The sequence below is a fragment of the Nocardia carnea genome (assembly GCF_029868325.1).
Taxonomy (GTDB): Bacteria; Actinomycetota; Actinomycetes; order Mycobacteriales; family Mycobacteriaceae; genus Nocardia; species Nocardia carnea_C.
The window spans coordinates 1-20,241 of the sequence record NZ_JARWNW010000088.1 but is presented as its reverse complement, the minus strand read 5'-3'; the positions used below and the strand labels follow the sequence as shown (position 1 = coordinate 20,241).

Sequence of the window (20,241 nt, the reverse complement as noted above, 5' to 3'; positions counted from 1 at the left end):
GTGTGTGCGGGGGTCACGAATGGGGTAATGCTCATCGAGTGGTTCGCAGGGATCCGGCGGACGTGTAACAGCCGGGGGCCTTCGAGTGAATAACGGTGCGTAAACGTTATCGACGGCGCGTGATTGCCGGCTGAATGCTGGTGGCCCGTTCGGTCGCTCGTTGCGAACATTGCCGAGCGGTATAACCGTTGGGTCAGGCGAGTTCTGCGGAATTCCGCCACCGAATGCCCGTTATTGTGCAGCAATTTAAAGGATGAAAATTCCTTTGAATTCTGGGTATGCACCTGGAGTCCGAATATCGGTATGGTCCTGTGCGCGAACTGAAATCGCAGCCGCCCGGTTCCGGGACGGTCTACGTGAGAAGGAATTGAACGTAATGAAGTTCGGCACTTTCGCCGCAACCGCACTTCTGTCCGTCGCCGCCGTCGGTATTTCGGCCGCGACCGTGCACGCCGAACCGGCGGCTCCGGCCCCGAAGCTCGAAAGCGAGGGCGTCGACCAGGGAATCGCCTACGAGACCAGCGTCGACCAGAAAACGCAGACCATCACCACCGAGGTCGAGAACGGCCGGTTCGAACTCACCCCCGACGGCGCCACGGCCGTACTGAAAGCCGTCAGCGGCGCCGTCGTGGCCGAGGTGCCGCTGACCTATGACATCTCCGGCAGCGAGATGGCCGTCGCCCACGAAATCAGCGGCGACGGCACCTCTCTCGAACTCACCCCGACCGTCACCGCTGAGAACATCGGCGAGATGCGGCCGGTGAGCTCGATGGCCCGGCTGACCTCCGAACTGGAGAAGAACGTCGCCGGGGTCGCGGTCGGCGCGGTACTGGGCGGTCTGCTCGGCGCGCTCGTCGGGCTCGGCTTCCTCAGCATCATCACCGGACCGATCGGACTGCTGGTCGGCGGTGTGGCCGGTGGTTACGTCATGGGTGGGCAGTCGTTCGGCGACGCCGTGGCGGCCGTCCTGCGCGGCGAACCGTGACCGATCCGGCACCGAACGAGATCGACGGGCAGCCGTCGCTCTCGAAGCAGGACAAACGCGCACGGGTAGGGGCCACTGCGGCCGCCATCGCCATCGCGGCCGTGGTGACCTCGATCGTGCTGGGAATCGGGATCGCCGCCCTGCTGGCCACGGCCGGTGGCGGCGGCACAGAGGAGGCGACCGAGGATCTCGCCGCCCCCACCGCAGCCGCCACCACCACAATCGCGGGAACGACCACGACACCCGCATCGCCCGTGGTGCCCGTCGTGCCGCCCTCGGCCTCCGCGCCGCCGACCACCACCCCGCCCGCCCTCGGCACGGCGGGACAGGTCAACAAAGAGGCGAAACAGGCGCCGCCGAAGGTCGAGGTGGCCGCCGGGGAATGCCTCAGCGGATTCGGCGAGAAGGAAGTCACCGAAGCCCCCTGCGGCAGCCCCGAATCCCGGTACAAGGTCTCCGCGGTGGGTCCGGCCGGAACAGCCTGCCCCGCCGACGGCGACACCACCCATACGATCGCCGACACCACCCTGTGCCTCGATATCGACTGGGTGGTGGGCAGCTGTGCCGATGTATCGGGCGATCATCCCCAGCGCGCCGACTGTGCCCCCGGAGGAGTGCAGGTGGTCAGCATCCTGCCGGATACCAACAGTGTGAACGCCTGCCCGTCGGCGGATCGCGGTTTCGTCTACGACGAGCGGCGGTTCGTGGTCTGCTTCGCCGACCTCTAGGCAGTATCGCGGCATCCGACAGCGACCGAGGGCGGGCATGAGCCCGCCCTCGCCCCTTACCGGGCCACCGGTCGACGGCGAGGAGTAAGACCGCGGCCGCGTTGCCGACGATGGACGTCGCCGGACCGTGCTGGTGACGGTGAGTTGATCGGCCGGGGCCGCAGCGCCGCCGGAATGCCCTGCTGTTGCGGTTGTCCACGATTCGAGCGGGAAGAAAGTGTGCGGCTGATCGCCGGCGACCGGGTCGCGGCCGACGCGCCGACATACGGGCCCGGGACGCTGGAATCGGGGGCCTATGCCGTCGTGCATGGTGCTTCCGGGATTCCCGGCAATGGTGGGCCGGGCCCCGGCAGGTCCGGTGCTGGGGGCGTCAGTTCTTCGGTCTGTGCGGTGCGGGCCGGGCGGGCCCGCGGGGTGGCAGGCCGCGGGGGCGGATCGGGCCGGGGCAGGCAATAATTTGATCCATGCCCCTATCCCGTCGCAGGTTGCTGCATGCGGGGTCGACCGGTGCCGTCGCAGTGCTGGCCGGCGCAGGGCTGGTGAGTAGTGCGCCGTTTCGGGCGCCGCGGCTGCTCGGCGACCCGTTCACGCTGGGAGTTGCTTCCGGCGAACCACTGCCCGGCGGTGTGGTGCTGTGGACGCGTCTGGCGCCCGACCCTTTCGCCCCCGACGGGCTGGGCGGGACCGGGCTCGCACCGGTCACCGTCGAATACGAGGTCGCCGAGGACGAGCAGTTCCGCCGGATCGCTGCCCGGGGCAGCGCGGTCGCCACCCGGGAACTCGGCCACAGTGTGCACCCGGAGGTGCGGGGGCTGGCGCAGGATCGCTGGTATTTCTACCGGTTCCGTGCGGGATCGGCGATCTCACCGGTCGGCCGCACCCGTACCGCGCCCGCGGCCGGAGCACGGATCGATCGGCTGCGGTTCGCGTTCGCGTCCTGCCAGCACTGGAGTTCCGGCTACTACACCGCCTACGAGCACCTGGGCGCCGAGGACCTGGATCTGGTCGTGCATCTCGGCGATTACATCTACGAAATGGAATGGGCGCGCGGCCGGGCAGGGGTCGCGATCCCGGAGACGTTGCGCGACGAGGCCACCGACCTCACCGGGTACCGCCTTCGCTACGCGCAGTACAAGGCCGAACCGGAACTACGCGCCGCGCACGCCGCTTTCCCCTGGGTCTGTACCTTCGACGATCACGAGATCGACAACAACTGGGCGGGTTTCGAACCCGGCGCCGGTATCGATATCCATCTGCTGCCCGCCCTGTTCCGGCGGCGCCGCGCGGCCGCATTCCAGGCGATGTACGAACACCTGCCGCTACGCCTCGAACAGCTACCGCGGGGGCCGTACGCCCGGATGCACCGCCGCTATACCTTCGGCGATCTGGCCGATCTCACCATGCTCGACACCCGCCAGTACCGTTCACCGCTGGTCTGCGGCGACGGTGCGAATCTCGTCACCGACTGCGCTGACCGCTTCGCCCCCGACCGTACGATCCTGGGCGCCGAACAGCGTGAATGGCTGATCGACGGTCTCACGCACTCGCCGGCGCGCTGGCAGATCCTGGGCAATCAGGTCGCCATGGCGCAATCCGACTACGACCCCGGCCCGGCGGTGGCGGTGGGCACCGACGCCTGGGACGGCTATGTCGCCGACCGCAACGCGGTGCTCGCCGCGGCCGCTGCCCGCGGGCGGGGGGATCTGGTGGTGCTCACCGGCGATCGGCACGAGAACTATGTGGTCGATATCCGCGGCGATTACCGGGATCCGGGGTCGCCGGTGGTGGCCACGGAATTCACCGGGACCTCGATCACCACCGGTCGTGACGGCGCGGATCTGACCCCGCGCGGTCGAACCCTGCTCGCCGCCAACCCCGATATGAAGTTCTTCAACGGCCAGCGCGGCTACGTCCGGGTGGAGGTCGATCACGAGCTGTGGCGCAGTGATTTCCGGGTGGTGCCGTTCGTCCGGGAGCCCGGCGCACCCGTCGTCACCCGAGCGAGTTTCGTGGTCGAACACGGTCGGCCCGGTGCCGAAGCCGCCGGTGACCCCGGCCCTGCGCCCGCCCCGCCCGAAGTCGATGCTTCCGGCCGGGAAGCGGAAATCGACGCGGGTAGGTGAAGCTCGGGCGGTATGCCCGGTAGGCGCTTGCGGAGCCGAGTCTCCCGCGGCCATCGGTCCGGCCGGCGCCAGGCCGTGGCGCTGTCGCAGATCCTGCACCACATAGCCGGCCGTGGCCACCGAGTTGGCCGAAAAAGCCGATTTCCTGACCGCGGGTGTGTTCCCTGCGGGGTGACCCAGGCCATAGTCTCGGAAGAATGTCCAGTTCCGCAACGAATCCCGGCACCGACGCCGGGCCCGGCCAGACCTTCGACTACGACGTACTCGTCATCGGCTCCGGATTCGGCGGCAGTGTGAGCGCCCTGCGGTTGACCGAGAAGGGGTACCGGGTCGGTGTTCTCGAGGCCGGGCGCCGTTTCGCCGACGACGAATTCGCGAAAACGTCCTGGCGTGCCAGGCAGTACCTGTGGGCTCCCTACCTCGGGTGTTTCGGTATCCAGCGGCTGGCGCTGTTGAAGGACACCCTGATCATGGCCGGGTCGGGGGTCGGCGGTGGTTCCCTCGTCTACGCGAACACGCTCTACGAGCCGCCGGAGAAATTCTTCCGCGACGGGCCGTGGGCGCATATCACCGACTGGAAGGACGAGCTCGGGCCCTACTACGACCAGGCCAAACGCATGCTGGGCGTGACCACCAACCCGGCCACCACCCCGAGCGACCGGGTGTTGCGTGAGGTCGCCGAGGAGATGGGGGTCGCCGATACGTATCAGCGGACCCCGGTCGGTGTGTTCTTCGGCGGCCCGGGCGCCCGGCCCGGCGAGGAGGTCGAGGATCCGTTCTTCGGCGGGGCCGGCCCGGCGCGGCGCTCCTGCACCCACTGCGGCGAATGTATGACCGGCTGCCGGCACAACGCCAAGAACACGCTGGTGAAGAATTACCTCTACCTGGCCGAGCAGGCGGGTGCGGTGGTGCATCCGTTGCGTACCGTCACCGACGTGAAACCGCTGCCGGACGGCGGGTACGCGGTCCAGACCGTGGCCACGGGCCGGTGGATGCGCAAGAAGCGCACCACCTACACCGCCGAACAGGTGATCTTCTCGGCGGCATCGCTGGGCACCCAGCGGCTACTGCACACATTGCGTGATGCCGGGTCGCTGCCCGATATCTCCGGCCGGCTCGGGTTCCTCTCGCGCACCAATTCCGAGGAACTGCTCGCCATCCGCAGCCGGGTGGCGGACAACGATTTCACCAAGGGGGTGGCGATCACCTCGTCGATCCACCCGGACGCCGATACCCATGTCGAGCCCGTGCGCTACGGCAAGGGCAGTAATGTGATCGCGCTGCTGGGCAGCATCATGGTGAGCGAGGAGCCGGGGGTGTCCAAGCGGCGGCTCTGGTTGCGGGAGATGTGGCGGCATCGTCGCGATATGCCGCATCTGCAGAATCCGCGGCACTGGTCGGAGCAGTCGATCGGCCTGCTGGTGATGCAGTCGGTGGACAATTCGATCACCACATACACCAAACGCGGCCTGTTCAAGCGCAAGATGACCACACGACAGGGCGAAGGTGCCCCCAACCCGACCTGGATTCCCGCCGGGCACGAGGTGGGGCGCCGGGTCGCCGGCAAAATCGACGGAACCCCCGGCGGGCCGGTCAGCAGCGTTTTCAATATTCCGATGACCGGCCATTTCATCGGCGGCTGCGTGATCGGCGACACCCCCGAATCCGGGGTGGTCGACCCCTACCAGCGGCTCTACGGATACCCCGGCCTGCACGTGATCGACGGTTCGACCATTTCGGCGAACCTCGGTGTGAATCCCTCACTCACCATCACCGCGCAGTCCGAGCGGGCTGTCGCACTGTGGCCGAACAAGGGGGAGGCCGATCCGCGGCCGCCGCTGGGGTCGCCGTATCGGCGGATCGCGCCGGTGGAGCCGGTCGCCCCCGTGGTTCCCGCCTCGGCGCCGGCTGCGCTGCGCCTGCCGTTGGTGGAGGTGAAGCACCGCGAGCGCCCGGAGGTCGCCGCGGGGGAACAGGCCCACTGATCGACACAGGGCGCGCGCACGCCCTCGCTGCTCGCTTACGCGGGAGCCGGCGCACACCCCCGCTGCCCAGTCCCGGGAGCCGGCGTACATGGTCGCCGCTCGGTCCCGGGAGCCGGCGTGCCCTGTCGCCGTTCCGTCCAGTGAGCCCGCGCATACCCCTCGCTGCCCGGTCCCGGGTGCTGGTGGATGTCGTTGTTCGGTCCGGGGTGCTGGTGGATGTCGTTGTTGTTCGGTCCGGGGTGCTGGTGCACGTCGTTGTCGGTCCGTCCCGGGTGCCGGTGCACACCCTCGCCGTCCAGTCCGTGAGAGCCGGCCGCGCACCTCGCGGCCGGCTCTGCGCGCCTTTCTTTCCCGGTGCGTCGGCGGCCTGGAGAGGGCAGGCGTGACCGCCTTCACATAAGCTGGGAAATAGCTGATCAAAGCCATTGGTCCGGTGGGTTCGGAGCTGGTCCGCGTTTACCCAGGGCAAATCCCGGGTAACGGTTTGAGGTCGATACTCGCCGGAACCCGGTCGCCGGCGGGCGCGACGTTATGGGTCGGCCGGGCCGACTTGGCCGCGCACGCCGGAGAGGACTGACCGTGACGGAGCAGCAGCCGGACACACCACAACTGGAGAAGAGTTCGGACGGGGCACACCTCGAGAAACCGCAGGAGTCGCCCCATCTCAAGAGGTCGGTGGCGGCCTCGGCCATGGGTAACGCCACCGAATGGTTCGACTACGGCGTCTACGCCGCAACCGCCACTTACCTCACCGACGCGTTCTTCCCCGGTGATCTCGGAACCCTGGGCACCATGCTCGGGTTCGCGGTGTCGTTCGTCCTGCGTCCGCTCGGCGGCATGGTGTGGGGGCCGCTCGGCGATCGGGTGGGTCGCAAGGTGGTCCTGGCCACCACCATCCTGCTGATGGCCGCCGCCACCGGTCTGATCGGTGTTCTGCCCACACACGGCCAGGTGGGGGTGCTCGCGCCGATCCTGCTGATCCTGCTGCGGGTGGTGCAGGGGTTCTCGACCGGCGGTGAATACGGCGGTGCCGCGACCTACCTGGCCGAATGCGCCAGTGACAAGAAGCGCGGTTTCTTCGGCAGTTTCCTGGAATTCGGCACGCTCGGCGGGTTCGTCGGGGGCTCGGCGGTCGTGCTGTTGTGCCAGTTGATCCTCGGTTCCGATGCGATGCACGACTGGGGCTGGCGGATTCCGTTCCTGATCGCGATCCCGCTGGGCGCCATCGGCTGGTATCTGCGGACCCGGCTCGACGAATCCCCGGTCTTCACCGAGGTGAACGAGAAGGAGCATCCCGAAAGCGGGCTGCGGATCCTGCTCACCACGTACTGGCGTGAGGTGCTGATCCTGTTCGGTCTCGTGGTGGCGCTGAACGTGGCGAACTACACGCTGCTCACCTACCAGCCGACCTATCTGCAGAACACCATCGGTCTCGGGGAATCCACCACCACGGCGATGATGCTGATCGGCCAGGTCATCATGATGCTGTGCGTGCCGTTCTTCGGTCGTCTCTCCGACCGGGTCGGCCGCCGGCCCATGTGGTTGTTCTCGCTGGTGGGTCTCGCGGTGCTGTCCGTGCCGATGTACTGGCTGATGGGTCAGGGCACCGGCTTCGCGATCCTCGGCTTCGTGGTGCTGGGCCTGCTGTACGTACCGCAGCTGTCGACCATCAGCGCGACCTTCCCGGCGATTTTCCCGACCCATGTCCGCTATGCCGGTTTCGCGCTCGGCTACAACGTGTCCACGGCCGCTTTCGGTGGTACCGCACCGCTGGTGAACGAGGCGGTGATCGAAGGCACCGGCTGGAGCCTGTTCCCTGCTCTCTACATGACGGGTGCCGCGCTGGTCGGCCTGGTCGCCTGGGCGTTCCTCCGGGAGACTGCGGGTACGTCGCTGCGCGGAACCGAGGTACCGGACGCCGATCCGCACCATTCGGCCACGGAGAAACAATCCGTCGCGTGACCCCGGAAGGGCTCGTCCTGCCATGAGCGATACCCGCAACCCGCCCGTCGCCGAGATCGTGAACTCGGCGCTGGAGCACACCATCCCGGTCGCCCACCGGATGGGTGTGCACGCCGAGGAGGTCCGGCCCGGCTTTGCCGCGGCCACCGTGCCCGCGGAGGGCAACGGTAACCATTTCGGTGTCATGTACGCGGGGGTGCTGTTCACCGTGGGCGAGATCCTGGGTGGTGCCATTGCCGTGGCCAGTTTCGATACCGCGAAGTTCTACCCGCTGGTGAAGGATCTGCGGATCGGTTTCCGCCGGCCCGCCACCACGGCCGTGCGGGCGGAGGCGACGCTGACCGACGCCGAGATCGAGCGGGTCAGCGCGGAGGCCGAGGCGAACGGTAAGGCCGATTTCACGCTGCGCGCGGTGCTCACCGATGTCGACGGCGTCGTCGTCGCCGAAACCGAGGGGCTGTATCAGCTGCGCGCACACGCCTGATCGACCGCAGCACCCGGCGAGCCCGGTTCCCAGGGCAGGGGACCGGGCTTCGTCGTTTCAGGGTTCAGAAACCGGCGGAACCCGTAGGGGCGGGCGGCACCATCCGCCACGGTCCGCAATTCCGGGTGAGGAAACCGGCGTCGGACGGTTTCACAGTGACCCGGATCGGGCCGAGCTTCGTGTAGTTGTTCTCGATGATGTACTGCATATTCGTGTTGTCGCCCTCGATCCGCCACAGTCGCCGCCAATCGCAACCCTGGGCGGGGTCCACGGGTCCGGGTGATTCCCAGACGCCGGGTCGGATATCCACACCGACCCGGTAGACGCCGTCGTTCGGGATGACATCGGCGGGTTGGGCCGCCGCGCTACCGCTGCCCAGCAAGATCGCCGCCGACAGCAGTGCCACGGCGGCCGGCAACGTAGGTGCACGCATCCGGTACTCCTAGGTAATTCTGTTCCGATTTGTATTCCGAGATTCCCCGATCTCCCCGGCACGTTTACCAGAATTCCCATGCCGATTTCTGGGAATGCGGAATTTTTCCCGTATTCCACGAAAGAAAGTCCGGTGAACGGGAATTCCGGACAACAGGGAATTTGAAACATAATCAATTCTCCTCACCGATGGCGGGCTGCCGATGGCCGGAGCCGACTCAGTAAGGTGGTCGGGTGGCTGAGCGCATACCCGTGGTGATCGTGGCCGGATTCCTGGGCGCCGGGAAGACCACCCTGCTCAACGGTCTGCTGCACAACAACCGGGGCACCCGGATCGGTGTGGTGGTCAACGATTTCGGCGCCGTCAACATCGACGCGATGCTGGTGGCCGGGCAGGTCGACGCGATGGTGTCGGTGGGCAGCGGCTGCGTATGCTGCGCCGTGGACGTCGCCGAACTCGACGAACTCTTCACCCGGTTGACCGATCCTCGGGCCGGGATCGATGTGATCGTGGTGGAGGCCAGCGGGCTGGCCGAACCGCGCAATCTGGTGCGGATGGTGGTGGGCAGTGCGAACCCCCGCATCCGTTACGGCGGTCTGCTCGAAGTGGTCGACGCCGCCGAATTCGCGACCACCCGCGACCGGCATCCGGAACTGGTGAGCCACCTACGGCTGGCGGATCTGGTGATCCTCAACAAGGTCGATCGGCTCGGCGCAGACGAGGCAACGCGAATGCGGTCGGAGATCACGGCGATCACCGAAGGAGTCCCGGTGTACGCCACCACCCGCGGCCGCATCGACCCAGGCTTGTTGTTCGACCCCCGCAACCGTGACACTCCGCGGATAGGCGAACAACTGAGCCTGGACGAACTCCTGCACGACCACGACGCGGACCCCGACGGCGACGCGCACCGTCATCTGCACGACGACTACACCAGCACGGTGTTCACCACTACCACCGGACTGCATCCCCGCCGGCTCATCGAATTCCTGGAGAATCCGCCACCGGGGTTGTTCCGCGCCAAAGGTTTCGTATCGTTCGCGGTAGCGGAGTCCGGGCCGTACGTCGTGCACCTGGTGGGCCGGGCCATCACCCTGGAACCGGCCCGCCGCTCTCGCGCCCGGAACACCGAACTGGTGCTGATCGGCACCGACCTGGATACCGGCGCGGCACACGAACGGTTACGCGAAACCGTGCACACCGACGCGGAACCGCTCGACGAACAGACCATGCTCGGGCTCTGGCGCTACATTCCCGTGGAAAGCACCGTCTGAACCGCGGTCAACCGCAGGCGTTCACCCATTCCGACATACCGTCGGCGAACATCTGCCGCTTCCAGATCGGCACCTCGTGTTTGATCCGGTCCACCAGCGCCGAACACGCCGCGAACGCCTCGGCGCGATGCGGCGCCGCCACCGCCGTGACGATGGCCAGATCGCCCACCGCCAGATCCCCGACCCGGTGCACGGCCGCCACCGGAAGGCCCGTGGATTCCGCTATCGCGGCGCAGCATTCGCGCAGGAAACGGGTCGCCTGCGGATGCGCCGAATACTCCAGCGCCGAAACCGCCTGCCCGCCATCATGATCGCGGACCAATCCGGTGAATACGACGACCGCACCGAAACTCGGCCCCCGGACCGCGGCGTCCACGACAGCGGGATCCAACGGCCCGTCGCTGATTTCGGCAAGCCGGACCTCGCCGGTCCCGCCAGGAAGCTGTGCAGATTCTTCAGGCATGAGCGCTCTCGTTTCCCCTCTCGGCCCGCGGTGCCCCCTGGCCGCCCTCGTGTGCCCCGCCGCCCGCCACCTGCGCGAGCAGATGCCCCAGCAGCGGTTCGAGCACCGCGATACCGTCTTTCACACCACCCGGTGAGCCGGGCAGATTCACCACCACCGACCGTCCGGCCAGCCCCGCGACACCCCGGCTCAACGCCGCGAGCGGGAATTTCGCGGTACCCCGCTGCCGGATGGCCTCGGCCACCCCGGGCAGTTCCCGGTCCAGCACGGCCGCCGTCGCTTCCGGTGTCCGGTCCGACGGCGCCGCACCGGTTCCCCCGGTAGTCACCACCAGGTCCGGTGCGGGGCGCAGCGCCTCGGCCAGCCCCTCGGCGATATCGGCGTCCGCGTAGACCAGCGGGTCGCGCGTGGAATACCCGAGCCCCCGCAACCACGACACCAGATGCGGTCCGGTGGTATCGGTCCGCGTCCCCGCCGCCGCCCCGGTGGACGCGACCACCACTACGGCTGTGCCGGTCGTTTCGCCGCCGGACGGGCGTGCGAGGGCGCCCCCGGGGGCAAGCGTTCCGCCGTTCGCATCGGAAGAGGCGGTGCCGAAGTTTCGTTCGCGTGTGTGCGGATCGCGGCCCGCGCTCGGAGTATGAGAGCTGCCCGACGGCTGTACGCGGGACTCGCTACCCGCGGTGCCTTCGTGCGCGTCGTCGCCGGGGGCCGAGGTGCCCGAGTCGCGTTCCCGGACGTCCTCCGGTGCGAGTACATCGGAGCTACCGCCTTCGGCGTGCGCACCGGCGCCGCTGCCGGGAGTGAATGCGGGTGGGGTCATGGTCGGGACGGCGTCGCCGCCGGACGCGGCGGATGTATCAGGCTGCGCGCCCATGGCCGGGGGAGTGTCGGGGCGGGTCCAGCGACCCCGTTTCCCGCCCTCTTTGGTGAGCAGCCGGACTCCGTTCAGCACGGCCGCCGGGTCCACGGCCTTCACCATGTCGTGCAAGGTGAGCCCGGCGACCGCGACCGCTGTCAGGGCTTCCATCTCCACTCCGGTCGGGCCGGTGGTCTTGGCCGATGCCTCGATCGTGATCGCGGAGTCGGTGAAGCCGAATTCGACCTTCACCGAGGACAGTGCGAGCTGGTGGCACAGCGGAATCAGTTCGGAGGTTTTCTTCGCTGCCGCGATACCGGCCAGCCGGGCGGTGGCCAGCACATCGGCCTTCGGCATATCGTCGGCACGTACCAGCGCGACCACTTCAGGGGTGGTGTGCAGTTCCCCACCGGCCACGGCGATCCGGGTGGTGTCGGCCTTGGCACTCACATCCACCATGCGGGCCCGGCCCGCGGAATCCACATGCGACAATTCGCTCATAACGTCCACACTCGCACAGTCGCTCCGGCCGGAAGTTCGGTAACCGCCGCCGGGATATCGATCAGCACATCGGCCGCCGCCATACTCGCCACCAGATGCGATCCGGGCCCGGAAACCACGTCCACCGCACGCGGCTGCGAACCCTTCCACACCAGTTTGCCGCGCAGGAACTGCCGCCGCCCCTCCGGCGAGCGGCGGACCGGGCCGAGCAGCGGAAGTTCGTATTCCGGTGCCGGCTCCAGCCCCGCCAGCCGGCGCAGGATCGGGCGGGCGAGCACCTCGAACGACACCACCGCGCTTACCGGGTTTCCCGGAAAACTGAGCACGGGGACACCGTCCACCACGGTCAGGCCCTGTGGTCCGCCCGGCTGCATGGCCACCGCACCGAAATCGCCGCCCAGCGGGATCAGCACTTCCCGCACTACTTCGAAATCGCCCTTGGAGACACCGCCGGTGGTGATCACCAGATCGGCCGTCGAGGCGGCGGTGCGGAGCAGTTGCCGGAAGTGGCCGGGATCGTCACCACTGTGCTGGATCGCGACGACCTCGACACCGTTGGCGGTGAGCGCCGCGGCCAGCGCGATACCGTTCGAGTTGTAGATCTGGCCGGGTCGCAGCGGGTTGCCCGGCGCGACCAGTTCGTCGCCGGTACTGATGACGACCGCCCGCACGGGCGCGAAAACCGGCAGCTGTGCCAGCCCGGCCGCGGCGCATGCCGCGATATGCCGGGGCGCGAGGGTCGTGCCGGCGGTGACCAGTTCGGCGCCCGCGCGCACATCGCTGCCGGGTTCCCGGACGAAGTCGCCGGCCGACCGCCCGCGTTCGATCCGGACGGTATCGGCGCCGGCGGTTGTATCCTCCACCGGAACCACGCAGTCCGCGCCCGGCGGCAGCGGTGCTCCGGTCATCACTTTGCGTGCCGTACCGGGGGTGAGTGGCTGCAGGCCGGGGTCGCCGGCGGCCACGACACCGGTGAGCGGCAGATCGACGGGTGTCGTGGCCACATCCTGTGCCCGGACCGCATAACCGTCCATCGCCGAATTCCGGAACACCGGCAGATCGATCGGCGCATGCATATCCGCGGCCAGTTGCCGGCCGAGCGCTTCGGTCACCGGCACCGTATCGACCGGCCGGGCGGCGAGTGGGCGCAACAGTTGTTCGATGGTGTCGCGGTAGTCGTCCGCCGACCGGACCGGGGGACTGGCGGGCCGAGAGATCATGCGCTCAGACTAATGGCGGCGGCCGGGCCCGCGTCGCCGTATCGCCCGCCGTCCGCCACGCCCACGCGGCGCATGGGCCGGGCAATATGGAGCGATCCGGCGCAGGAGGGGTGCGTGTGGCGGCCCGGCGTCCATAATGGTGGGGTGACGCTGGTCGATATGGGGATACCCACAGTGCGGTCCGGGCGCCCCTCGCTGGATGGGCGTCCGGAAACACCGCTGCTGGTGGACCGCTTCGGCCGCACCGCACGCGACCTGCGGGTTTCCATTACCGAGAAATGTTCGCTGCGCTGTACCTACTGCATGCCCGAAGAGGGGCTGCCCGCGATACCGCAGGAAGAGCTGCTCACCGCGCGCGAAATCGTCCGGCTGGTCACTCTTGCGGTGCGTGAGCTGGGGATTCGCGAGGTCCGCTTCACCGGCGGGGAACCGCTGATGCGGCGCGATCTGGAGGAGATCGTGGCCGGCTGCCATACCGCCGCCCCGGAGATCCCGCTGGCGATGACCTCGAACGGGATCGGATTGCGCCATCGCGCGGCCGGGCTGGCCGAAGCCGGCCTGAGCCGGGTCAATATCTCCCTGGACACCGTCGACCGCGCCGGTTTCGCCCGGCTCACCCGCCGCGACCGGCTGGAATCGGCACTGTCCGGGATCCGGGCCGCGGGCGCGGCCGGATTGGCGCCGGTGAAGGTGAACGCGGTGCTCATGCGGGAAACCCTCGACGGCGCCCCCGACCTGCTGCGCTGGTGTCTCGACGAGGGCTGTGAACTGCGGTTCATCGAGGAGATGCCGCTGGACGCCGACCACGAATGGGCGCGGGCCAATATGGTCACCGCCGCCGAACTGCTCGATGTGCTCGGCACCCGTTACCGGCTCACCGCCGCCGGCCGCGAAGACCCGTCCGCCCCCGCCGAAACCTGGCTGGTCGACGGCGGGCCCGCCACCGTCGGCATCATCGCCTCGGTCACCCGCAAATTCTGCGATACCTGCGACCGCACCCGCCTCACCGCCGACGGTATGCTCCGATCCTGCCTGTTCAGTGATCAGGAGTTCGATCTGCGCGGCGTGCTCCGCGCGGGCGCGAGCGACGAGGAGCTGGCGCAGCTGTGGCGTGGCGCCATGTGGCAGAAATGGGCGGGTCACGGTATCGATGCCGCGGACTTCGTCCCACCGGAACGCACGATGGGAGCAATAGGTGGTTGAGGTCCGCTATTTCGCCGCCATCGCCGACGCGGTCGGCAAGGATGCCGAAACCCTGGACCTTCCGCCCGGCGCCACCGTCGCCGACCTGCGCACCCGCCTCGCCGCCACCTACGGCCCGGACCTCGACAAGATGCTCGCCGTCTGCGCCTACCTGGTGGGCGACGAACTGACCCGCGACACCACGGTCGCCCTCACTCCTCGCGTCGACGTCCTCCCACCTTTCGCCGGCGGTTAGTGGTCCGGACGTTCAGAGCGGCTGCCGATCAGTGGCGCCGACGCTGATGTTGACCATCCAGGTGATCCCGAACCGGTCGACGACCGAGCCCGCCACGTCACCCCAGACCTGCCTTTCCAGCGGCAGCGTGACGGTGCCGCCTTCCGAGAGCCGCTGAAAAGAGGTGCGCAGTTCGCTGTCGTCCTCGCCGCTCAGGAAGAGTGCGACGTTGTTGCCCGGGCGATATGGCGGGTGGCCTGGCCTGTTGTCAGGGAAGTCCCACGCCATCAGCGTGTAGCCGGCGGGAGTGTCGAGGCGGGAGTGCATGATCTTGTCGGCGTCGGGTGCGTCCGGCGAACCGAAGTCCGCGACGGTTCCCAGTTCGAGTTCGCCGCCGAAGACCTGCTGGTAGAACTCCATGGCCTGTCGCGCGTTGCCGTCGAATGTGATGCACGGGTTGATCTGAGATCCCATGGGGAATCCTCTCCTGTCGCCGCGACCGCTCGGGCTGTCCGCCGGTCGTCTGATCATGGTCTCGGCAAAGCACGACATCTCCTGTCGTGATTTGCCGGGAGATTCTCCGGCTCTGTCGAAGATCGGCATCCCCGCTCGTCGTTTTGGTGAGAGGGGTATCGGGCTCCTCACCGAAGCGGAAGGATGGCGATATGTATTACCTGGCATTGCTGACCGGGGACGAGGGCGAGGCCGTGGCGCAACCGGGCACGGCGGAGTTCGACGCGGAGGTCGCGCAGTACGCGGCGTTCGACGCCCGGGTCGCCGAAGTGATCGCGGGCGGGGCCGCGCTGTATCCGTCGGCGGACGCCGTGACGATACGGCAGGGTGGCACGGACACGTTGGTCACCGATGGGCCGTTCGCCGAGCACGCCGAGGTGGTCGGTGGGTTCTATGTGTTCGATGTGCCCGACCTGGATGCGGCGACAGATCTCGTCCGGCAGCTACCGGCGGTGGCGACGGGGTCGGTCGAACTCCGTCCGCTGGTCCAGTGGTTGCCGCATGACGAGCCGGGAGCGGACTGGTGGATGGCGCTGCTGTGGGAGCAGGCGGATTCGGCGCTCACGCCGGGGACGCCGGAGTGGGATGCCGCGGTCGCCGAGCACGAGCGGTTCGGTGAGGGGGTCGGGGCGGTGCTGCGCGGCGGCGGCGCCCTGCAACCGCCGTCCACCGCGACCACCGTGCGCGGCACCGACGGTCCACCGCTGCTCACCGATGGACCTTTCACCGAAACAGCGGAGGTGGTGGCCGGCCTGTACCTGTTCACCGCGCCGGATCGCCGCGCCGCTACCGAGATCGCCGCGAAGATTCCGATCGGGCCGGGCGGCGGCACGGAGGTCCGGCAGGTGGTGAATCTCGGAGCATGAGCGCGGCGCGGCCGGCGGTCGATCTCGATGGCGTGTACCGGGCCGAGTTCGGCCGCGCGGTGGCCACCCTCGCCCGGTTCACCGGTGATATCGATCTGGCCGAGGACGCGGTCCAGGAGGCGTTCGCCATCGCGTTGCGTACCTGGGACCGCGATGGTGCCCCGGCGAATCCGGGCGCCTGGATCACCACGACCGCCCGCCGGCGCGCCCTGGACCGGCTGCGCCGGGAGTCCGCGCGCCACGGTAAGGAACACGAGGCCGTACTGACGGCACCGGGCCCCGCGGATATCGAGGTGAGCGAATTGCCCGACGACCAGCTGCGGATGATTTTCACCTGCTGTCATCCCGCACTCGCGCCCGAATCGCGGGTGGCGTTGACGCTGCGGCTGGTGTGCGGTCTGCGGACCGCCGAGATCGCCCGGGCCTTCCTGCAATCCGAGGCGACGGTGGCGCAGCGGATCAGCCGCGCGAAGGCCAAGATCCGGCACGCCGGGATACCGTTGCGGGTCCCGCCCGCACATCTGCTGCCGGAACGGGCGCCGACGGTGCTCGCGGTGGTGTATCTGCTGTTCACCGAGGGCTACTTCGCGACCGCCGGCCCCGCGGCGGTGCGTGACGAACTGTGTGACGAGGCGCTGCGGGTCGGGCGGCTGCTGTGCGGGCTGTTACCGGTCGAGGAGCGGGCCGTGCGGGCCGAGGCGCACGGGCTGCTCGCCCTCATGCTGCTGACCGACAGCCGCCGCTCGCAACGTCGGGGTGACGACGGCGAATTGATCCCGCTGGAGGAGCAGGACCGCGGCCGGTGGGATCGCCAGGCGATCCGGGCCGGGCTGAACTGTCTGCTGGTAGCGGCCGAGGGCGGCGGGCCGTACCTGGCGCAGGCCCGGATCGCGGCGGCGCACGCCGTCGCACCGACCTGGGCGGCCACCGACTGGACTGCGATTGTCGCGGCCTACGACGAACTACTCGGCTACACGCCGTCACCCGCGGCCCGGGTGAACCGAGCCGTCGCGGTGGGCTTCCGTGACGGCCCGGAGGCGGGTCTGCGGGCGCTGGAGGAGGTCGCGGACGGTAGCCGGGTGGCGGATGGACAGCCGATAGCGGCCTCACGTGCCGACCTGTACCGCCGAGCCGGACGCTTCACCGAGGCCGCACAGAATTACCGGATCGCCCTGGTGGCCACCGGAAACGATGCCGCGCGCGGATATCTGCACCGTCGGCTGGCCGAGGTCGAGCACATGTGCCGGGCCGAGGGGCCTGGTGCTTAGATGCCGGTGCGCGTGGGGCGCTACTACTCGGTGCGCAGGAATCTCCTGCCCGCAATGTCGAGCGGGGAGGTGCCGTCCGGTGTGATGGTCGCTGATATCGCACTCCGCCGCTCTGCCCGCCGAGCGGGTCGAGGACACGCTCGATGTCCCGGGCTCGGTGGGCGCCGAGCCTCCGGACGCGCGAACGGCGGCGGCCCCGGCGCTACCTCGGCCTTCTCGCGCAACCGGTCCTTGCGCGGCGTTAGGGTATGCCCGTGGTGAAGAGCACGGCAGCCGATGTCGACACCTACCTGGCCGGACTCCCCGACGACAGGCGGGCACACGCGACCGTCCTGCGGGACCTGTGCCGGACCGAACTCACGAGCTATTCCGAGGTCATGGCCTATGGAATGCCCAACTACCAGTACAGCGGCAAGAGCGAGATCGCGTTTGCCGTGCAGCGCAACTATCTGTCGTTCTACCTCATGCGCGAGGACGTCCGGGAAGCCTTCGCGCCACGACTGGCCGGTCAGGATACGGGCAAGGGCTGCCTGCGTTTCCGCGGTTCGGCGGGCCCGGACGTAGAGCTGGTCCGCGACCTGCTGCGAGCCGTCGCCGCCGAGCCCGGCGGCCGGGTGTGCTGAGCGGGCGTCGGGTCAGCGCCACCAGTCGTCGAGTGGGGTGACCGGCACGGTCCGCTTGTGCCGGGTGTTGTGGAAGATCGATTCGATCCGCTCCGCCACCGCGGTCGTCACGTCCTTACCCTCGAGGTAGTCGTCGATTTCGCTGTAGCGCAGGCCGAGCGCTTCCTCGTCGGGCAGGGCCGGGCGGTCGTCCTCGAGGTCGGCGGTCGGCACCTTCGACCACAGTCGCGACGGTGCGCCGAGTTCTTGAAGCAGGGCGGCGCCCTGGCGTTTGGTGAGGCCGGTGAGCGGGGTGAGGTCCACACCACCGTCACCGTATTTCGTGAAGAACCCGGTGACCGCCTCGGCCGCGTGATCGGTGCCGATCACCAGGAGGTTCTCCTGGCCGGCGATGGCGTATTGGATCACCATCCGCTCTCGCGCCTTGATGTTGCCGCGCACGAAATCGCGTAATTTACCGATCTTCAGTGCCGAAGCCACCTCGGCCGCCACCGCGTTCGCGCCGGGACGGACGTTGACCACCACGGATTCGTCGGGCGCGACGAAGGTCATGGCGACCCGGGCGTCGGACTCGTCGGCTTGCACGCCGTAGGGCAGGCGGACCGCGACGAAACGCGCTTCGGCGCCGTCGGCGCGCAGTTCCTCGGCGGCCAGCTGGCACAGGCGCCCGGCGAGTGCGCTGTCCTGACCACCGCTGATACCCAATACGAAACCCTTTGCGGGCGTGGCGCGCAGATAGTCCTTCAGGAAATCGACGCGGCGCCGCACCTCGTCCTTGGGTTCGATACTCGGCTGTACACCCAGCTCGGCGATGATCTGATCACGCACGTTTCCCATGCCGGATCACTCTACTGCGCCGCCGGTCCGGCGACCCGGCGAACCATGGCTTCCCAGTTGGCGGCGATCTGTTCGCGCGTGTAGCCGAGGGTGCGCAGCTGATGCAGCACGAGTCCGGCGGCCAGGACGCCCAGGAGCGCATCGGCCAGCAGGCCGCTGTCGCCGGGTGTGTCCGCTTCGCGGAGCAGCATCGCCACGTGGGTTTTCAGCACCCGGTAGGGCTGGCTCGAATAGTGCCGTTCCGGGGATCCCAGTTCTGCTGCCCGATGCAGTTCGCCCTCCACTTCGATATCGAGCAGCCGGGTCCGCCCGAAGGCGATGAGCCGGTCCATCGGTGGGGCTCCGGGGCCCAGCGGCGGCGGGCCGAAGATGAACGCTTCCTGCGCCAGGGTTTCGGAATGGTCCAGGAGCGCGTACATGAGGCCGGTGCGGCTGCCGAAGCGGCGGAATACGGTGCCTTTGCCGACACCGGCGCGTTTGGCCAGGGCGTCCATGGTGAGCGCGTCCACGCCGTGTTCGCGCACGAGTTCGCGGGCGGCGTCGAGCAGTCGTCGCCGGTTGCGGGCGGCGTCGGCGCGTTCGGCGGGTTCGGTGGTGCCGGGCAGCTGTGGGCCGACCCGGTGGGCCGGCCGGATCGGCGCGGTATGGAGTTCGTCCGCCGGGTACGGCCGGGGCGTGTCGCCGGGGCGCGGGTCGTCCGCCGGGCCCGGGCAGGGTGTGTCGTAGTTCACGGCGGGGGAGGGGCCTCCGGGGAATGTAGCGGACCATGGTCCGGTTGATCTGGGCAGTGCGATCATCACACAACTAGTACCGCAGGAGTGAATATGAGCCAGACCCGTATCGTCGTCCTCTTCGGCAGCCTTCGTAGCGCTTCCTTCAGTAAGCAGGTCGCCGAGGCCTCGGTCGGCACCGCGCCGGAGGGCGTCGACGTCTCCGTGTACGAGGGTATCGGCGATATTCCGTTCTACAACGAGGATATCGATGTACCGGGTTCGGTTCCGGCTGCGGCCGAGGCCCTGCGCGACGCGGTGGGTGCGAGCGACGGTCTGCTGCTGATCACTCCGGAATACAACGGGACGCTGCCCGCGGTACTGAAGAACGCGGTCGATTGGCTGTCGCGGCCCTACGGTGCGGGTGCGATCAATGAGAAGCCGGTCGCAATCCTGAGCGGTTCCATCAGCCCGAATGCCGCCAAGTGGGCGCATGCCGACGCGGTCAAGACGGTGGGCGTGGCCGGCGGCAAGATCGTCGACGAGGCGCATCTGCACTTCGCGACCTGGGGTGAACGTTTCGGTGTGAACCATCCGCGTGAGGACGCCGAGACGCTGCGCGAACTGGGTGAGGCGCTGCGCGCGCTGGTGAACGCGGCGAGTGGGGAACTCGTCGACGCCTGATCGCACGAGTGAAGCGGGCCCGTGCGCGTTCGCGGGCCGGGAAGCCGGTGCCTCCGGCTCTGCAGCAGGGGGGGGGCCCGGGGGGGGGGGGGGGGGGGGGGGGGGGGGGGGGGGGGGGGGGGGGGGGGGGGGGGGGGGGGGGGGGGGGGGGGCGGCGGGGGGGGGGGTGTTTTGGGGGGTGTTGTTTTTTTTGGTGTTTGTTTTTTTTTTTTTTTTGTGGGGGGGGGGGGGGTGGGGGGGGGGGTTTTGGGGGGGGGGGGGTTTGTTTTGGGGGGGGCCTTTTTTTGGGGGGGGGGGCCCTGCTGC

General features: G+C 68.6%; 20 protein-coding genes. 13 read left to right on the top strand and 7 right to left on the bottom strand.

Features of this window, described 5'->3' with window-relative positions; translation table 11 throughout:
* The first annotated feature begins 376 nt into the window (after positions 1-376).
* From QH196_RS05380 to QH196_RS05355, 6 genes are all read left to right on the top strand, one after another.
* The gene (locus QH196_RS05380) at positions 377-985 is read left to right on the top strand and encodes a hypothetical protein (protein ID WP_280414627.1); all 609 of its coding nucleotides are present in this window, start codon (positions 377-379) and stop codon (positions 983-985) included.
* Positions 982-1,713 carry an LppU/SCO3897 family protein gene (locus tag QH196_RS05375; RefSeq protein WP_280414626.1) on the top strand — a complete coding sequence of 244 codons (732 nt, stop codon included), beginning with the start codon at positions 982-984 and terminating at the stop codon, positions 1,711-1,713. The genes QH196_RS05380 and QH196_RS05375 overlap by 4 nt, the downstream gene beginning before the upstream one ends.
* Positions 1,714-2,177: 464 nt before the next feature.
* The gene (locus QH196_RS05370; protein ID WP_280414625.1) at positions 2,178-3,836 is read left to right on the top strand and encodes an alkaline phosphatase D family protein; all 1,659 of its coding nucleotides are present in this window, start codon (positions 2,178-2,180) and stop codon (positions 3,834-3,836) included.
* 197 nt (positions 3,837-4,033) lie between these two features.
* Positions 4,034-5,821 carry a GMC family oxidoreductase gene (locus QH196_RS05365; RefSeq protein ID WP_280414624.1) on the top strand — a complete coding sequence of 596 codons (1,788 nt, stop codon included), beginning with the start codon at positions 4,034-4,036 and terminating at the stop codon, positions 5,819-5,821.
* 690 nt (positions 5,822-6,511) lie between these two features.
* Positions 6,512-7,783 carry an MFS transporter gene (locus QH196_RS05360; protein ID WP_280414657.1) on the top strand — a complete coding sequence of 424 codons (1,272 nt, stop codon included), beginning with the start codon at positions 6,512-6,514 and terminating at the stop codon, positions 7,781-7,783.
* A gap of 22 nt (positions 7,784-7,805) precedes the next feature.
* Positions 7,806-8,267: a PaaI family thioesterase gene (locus tag QH196_RS05355; RefSeq protein WP_280414623.1), complete on the top strand. Its 462-nt coding sequence runs from the start codon at positions 7,806-7,808 to the stop codon at positions 8,265-8,267.
* Between the two features lie 64 nt (positions 8,268-8,331).
* Here QH196_RS05355 and QH196_RS05350 read toward each other — a convergent pair whose 3' ends face one another.
* The gene (locus QH196_RS05350) at positions 8,332-8,700 is read right to left on the bottom strand and encodes a hypothetical protein (RefSeq protein WP_280414622.1); all 369 of its coding nucleotides are present in this window, start codon (positions 8,698-8,700) and stop codon (positions 8,332-8,334) included.
* Between the two features lie 233 nt (positions 8,701-8,933).
* Between QH196_RS05350 and QH196_RS05345 the strand changes: the two genes are divergently transcribed.
* Positions 8,934-9,974, top strand: a complete 1,041-nt coding sequence (locus QH196_RS05345) for a CobW family GTP-binding protein (protein WP_280414621.1) — start codon at positions 8,934-8,936, stop codon at positions 9,972-9,974.
* Positions 9,975-9,981: 7 nt separating this feature from the next.
* Here QH196_RS05345 and QH196_RS05340 read toward each other — a convergent pair whose 3' ends face one another.
* Genes QH196_RS05340 through QH196_RS05330 form a run of 3 tightly spaced genes read right to left on the bottom strand, consistent with a single transcriptional unit; the run spans position 9,982 to position 13,017 of the window.
* The gene (locus tag QH196_RS05340; protein ID WP_280414620.1) at positions 9,982-10,437 is read right to left on the bottom strand and encodes a molybdenum cofactor biosynthesis protein MoaE; all 456 of its coding nucleotides are present in this window, start codon (positions 10,435-10,437) and stop codon (positions 9,982-9,984) included.
* Positions 10,430-11,797 (bottom strand): bifunctional molybdenum cofactor biosynthesis protein MoaC/MoaB, encoded by a 1,368-nt coding sequence (gene moaCB / locus QH196_RS05335; protein WP_280414619.1) that lies wholly within the window; start codon positions 11,795-11,797, stop codon positions 10,430-10,432. Before moaCB ends, QH196_RS05340 begins: the two co-directional genes overlap by 8 nt.
* A complete protein-coding gene (locus QH196_RS05330; RefSeq protein ID WP_280414618.1) occupies positions 11,794-13,017 on the bottom strand; it encodes a molybdopterin molybdotransferase MoeA in 1,224 nt (407 codons plus the stop codon). The genes moaCB and QH196_RS05330 overlap by 4 nt, the downstream gene beginning before the upstream one ends.
* Positions 13,018-13,161: 144 nt before the next feature.
* Here QH196_RS05330 and moaA point away from each other — a divergent pair, with 144 nt between their 5' ends.
* Both moaA and QH196_RS05320 read left to right on the top strand, forming a co-directional pair.
* The gene (gene moaA / locus QH196_RS05325) at positions 13,162-14,220 is read left to right on the top strand and encodes a GTP 3',8-cyclase MoaA (RefSeq protein WP_280414617.1); all 1,059 of its coding nucleotides are present in this window, start codon (positions 13,162-13,164) and stop codon (positions 14,218-14,220) included.
* Entirely contained in the window at positions 14,213-14,455 is a 243-nt protein-coding gene (locus QH196_RS05320) for a MoaD/ThiS family protein (protein WP_280414616.1), read from the top strand. Before moaA ends, QH196_RS05320 begins: the two co-directional genes overlap by 8 nt.
* Positions 14,456-14,467: 12 nt before the next feature.
* Here QH196_RS05320 and QH196_RS05315 read toward each other — a convergent pair whose 3' ends face one another.
* Positions 14,468-14,908: a VOC family protein gene (locus QH196_RS05315; protein WP_280414615.1), complete on the bottom strand. Its 441-nt coding sequence runs from the start codon at positions 14,906-14,908 to the stop codon at positions 14,468-14,470.
* Between the two features lie 191 nt (positions 14,909-15,099).
* Between QH196_RS05315 and QH196_RS05310 the strand changes: the two genes are divergently transcribed.
* The 3 genes from QH196_RS05310 (at position 15,100) to QH196_RS05300 (ending at position 17,704) form a co-directional block, all read left to right on the top strand.
* A complete protein-coding gene (locus tag QH196_RS05310; RefSeq protein WP_280414614.1) occupies positions 15,100-15,813 on the top strand; it encodes a YciI family protein in 714 nt (237 codons plus the stop codon).
* Entirely contained in the window at positions 15,810-17,081 is a 1,272-nt protein-coding gene (locus QH196_RS05305; protein ID WP_280414613.1) for an RNA polymerase sigma factor, read from the top strand. Before QH196_RS05310 ends, QH196_RS05305 begins: the two co-directional genes overlap by 4 nt.
* A 248-nt stretch (positions 17,082-17,329) precedes the next feature.
* A complete protein-coding gene (locus QH196_RS05300) occupies positions 17,330-17,704 on the top strand; it encodes an iron chaperone (RefSeq protein WP_280414612.1) in 375 nt (124 codons plus the stop codon).
* Between the two features lie 12 nt (positions 17,705-17,716).
* On the opposite strand, the gene nadE is transcribed toward QH196_RS05300, so the two are convergent.
* Together nadE and QH196_RS05290 are read right to left on the bottom strand one after the other, a co-directional pair.
* Positions 17,717-18,541 (bottom strand): ammonia-dependent NAD(+) synthetase, encoded by an 825-nt coding sequence (gene nadE / locus QH196_RS05295; RefSeq protein ID WP_280414611.1) that lies wholly within the window; start codon positions 18,539-18,541, stop codon positions 17,717-17,719.
* An 11-nt stretch (positions 18,542-18,552) separates the two neighbouring features.
* Positions 18,553-19,272, bottom strand: a complete 720-nt coding sequence (locus tag QH196_RS05290; protein WP_432279438.1) for a TetR/AcrR family transcriptional regulator — start codon at positions 19,270-19,272, stop codon at positions 18,553-18,555.
* Positions 19,273-19,365: 93 nt separating this feature from the next.
* Between QH196_RS05290 and QH196_RS05285 the strand changes: the two genes are divergently transcribed.
* On the top strand, positions 19,366-19,935 hold the full coding sequence (locus tag QH196_RS05285; protein WP_280414610.1) for an NAD(P)H-dependent oxidoreductase: 570 nt from the start codon (positions 19,366-19,368) through the stop codon (positions 19,933-19,935).
* Positions 19,936-20,241: the final 306 nt, after the last annotated feature.